Raw genomic sequence first — 2,985 nt, 5'->3', positions numbered from 1 at the left:
CATATTATATGGTTAAGTCCTCGATCTATTAGTATTCGTCAGCTCCACATGTCACCATGCTTCCACCTCGAACCTATCAACCTGATCATCTTTCAGGGATCTTACTAGCTTACGCTATGGGAAATCTCATCTTGAGGGGGGCTTCATGCTTAGATGCTTTCAGCACTTATCCCTTCCGCACATAGCTACCCAGCTATGCCCTTGGCAGAACAACTGGTACACCAGCGGTGCGTCCATCCCGGTCCTCTCGTACTAAGGACAGCTCCTCTCAAATTTCCTACGCCCACGACGGATAGGGACCGAACTGTCTCACGACGTTCTGAACCCAGCTCGCGTACCGCTTTAATGGGCGAACAGCCCAACCCTTGGGACCGACTACAGCCCCAGGATGCGATGAGCCGACATCGAGGTGCCAAACCTCCCCGTCGATGTGGACTCTTGGGGGAGATAAGCCTGTTATCCCCGGGGTAGCTTTTATCCGTTGAGCGATGGCCCTTCCATGCGGAACCACCGGATCACTAAGCCCGACTTTCGTCCCTGCTCGACTTGTAGGTCTCGCAGTCAAGCTCCCTTATGCCTTTGCACTCTACGAATGATTTCCAACCATTCTGAGGGAACCTTTGGGCGCCTCCGTTACACTTTAGGAGGCGACCGCCCCAGTCAAACTGCCCACCTGACACTGTCTCCCGGGTCGATAAGACCCGTAGGTTAGAATTTCAATACAGTCAGGGCGGTATCCCACCAGCGCCTCCACCGAAGCTAGCGCTCCGGTTTCAAAGGCTCCCGCCTATCCTGTACAAACTGTACCAAAATTCAATATCAGGCTACAGTAAAGCTCCACGGGGTCTTTCCGTCCTGTCGCGGGTAACCTGCATCTTCACAGGTACTATAATTTCACCGAGTCTCTGGTTGAGACAGTGCCCAAATCGTTACACCTTTCGTGCGGGTCGGAACTTACCCGACAAGGAATTTCGCTACCTTAGGACCGTTATAGTTACGGCCGCCGTTTACTGGGGCTTCAGTTCAGAGCTTCGCTTACGCTAACCCCTCTCCTTAACCTTCCAGCACCGGGCAGGTGTCACCCCCTATACTTCGCCTTACGGCTTCGCAGAGAGCTGTGTTTTTGCTAAACAGTCGCTTGGGCCTATTCACTGCGGCTTTCCGTTAAGAAAGCACCCCTTCTCCCGAAGTTACGGGGTCATTTTGCCGAGTTCCTTAACCAGAGTTCTCTCGCACACCTTAGGATTCTCTCCTCGCCTACCTGTGTCGGTTTGCGGTACAGGCACCTTTTATCTCGCTAGAAGCTTTTCTTGGCAGCGGGGAATCAAAGACTTCGCTCCATAAGGAGCTTCCCCATCACAGCTCAGCCTTTACGATAAGCGGATTTGCCTACTTATCAGCCTAACTGCTTGGACGTGCACAACCAATCGCACGCTTCTTCTATCCTTCTGCGTCCCTCCATTGCTCAAACGATAAAGAGGTGGTACAGGAATATCAACCTGTTGTCCATCGCCTACGCCTGTCGGCCTCGGCTTAGGTCCTGACTAACCCTGAGCGGACGAGCCTTCCTCAGGAAACCTTAGGCATTCGGTGGACGGGATTCTCACCCGTCTTTCGCTACTCATACCGGCATTCTCACTTCTAAGCACTCCACCAGTCCTTCCGGTCTGACTTCACTGTCCTTAGAACGCTCCCCTACCACTGATACCATTGGTATCAATCCGCAGCTTCGGTGGTGTATTTAGCCCCGGTACATTTTCGGCGCAGAGTCACTCGACTAGTGAGCTATTACGCACTCTTTAAATGGTGGCTGCTTCTAAGCCAACATCCTAGTTGTCTAAGCAACTCCACATCCTTTTCCACTTAATACACACTTTGGGACCTTAGCTGGCGGTCTGGGCTGTTTCCCTTTTGACTACGGATCTTATCACTCGCAGTCTGACTCCTAAGGATAAGTCATTGGCATTCGGAGTTTGACTGAATTCGGTAATCCGATGAGGACCCCTAGTCCAATCAGTGCTCTACCTCCAAGACTCTTACACTTAAGGCTAGCCCTAAAGCTATTTCGGGGAGAACCAGCTATCTCCAGGTTCGATTGGAATTTCTCCGCTACCCACACCTCATCCCCGCACTTTTCAACGTGCGTGGGTTCGGGCCTCCATTCAGTGTTACCTGAACTTCACCCTGGACATGGGTAGATCACCTGGTTTCGGGTCTACGACCACGTACTAAACGCCCTATTCAGACTCGCTTTCGCTGCGGCTCCGCCTCTTCAGCTTAACCTCGCACGGGATCGTAACTCGCCGGTTCATTCTACAAAAGGCACGCCATCACCCGTTAACGGGCTCTGACTATTTGTAGGCACACGGTTTCAGGATCTCTTTCACTCCCCTTCCGGGGTGCTTTTCACCTTTCCCTCACGGTACTGGTTCACTATCGATCACTAGGGAGTATTTAGCCTTGGGAGATGGTCCTCCCAGATTCCGACGGAATTTCACGTGTTCCGCCGTACTCAGGATACATTCAAGAGAGAACGAAGTTTCGACTACGGGGTTGTTACCCTCTACGACGGACCTTTCCAGGTCGCTTCGTCTACCTCGTTCCTTTGTAACTCCGTATAGAATGTCCTACAACCCCAAGAGGCAAGCCTCTTGGTTTGGGCTATGTTCCGTTTCGCTCGCCGCTACTCAGGAAATCGCATTTGCTTTCTCTTCCTCCAGGTACTTAGATGTTTCAGTTCCCTGGGTCTGTCTTCCTTACCCTATGTATTCAGATAAGGATACCATACCATTACGTATGGTGGGTTTCCCCATTCGGAAATCTTCGGATCAAAGCTTACTTACAGCTCCCCGAAGCATATCGGCGTTAGTCCCGTCCTTCATCGACTCCTAGTGTCAAGGCATCCACCGTGCGCCCTTTCTAACTTAACCAAACTAAAATTAAAAAATATGAGCTACACTGTTATCTAGTTTTCAAAGAACATAC

Annotated in this window: 1 rRNA gene; it reads right to left on the bottom strand. The window is 51.3% G+C overall.

Features of this window, described 5'->3' with window-relative positions:
• Positions 1 to 8: 8 nt before the first annotated feature.
• Positions 9 to 2,930, bottom strand: a 23S ribosomal RNA gene (locus PDQ33_RS28600).
• Between the last annotated feature and the right edge of the window lie 55 nt (positions 2,931 to 2,985).

Source organism: Bacillus cereus group sp. Bc031, from assembly GCF_027716265.1.
In the GTDB taxonomy this organism is placed as follows: Bacteria; Bacillota; Bacilli; order Bacillales; family Bacillaceae_G; genus Bacillus_A; species Bacillus_A paranthracis.
Note: the sequence above shows the minus strand (reverse complement) of the source record. Positions and strands in the feature narration are given on the sequence as shown.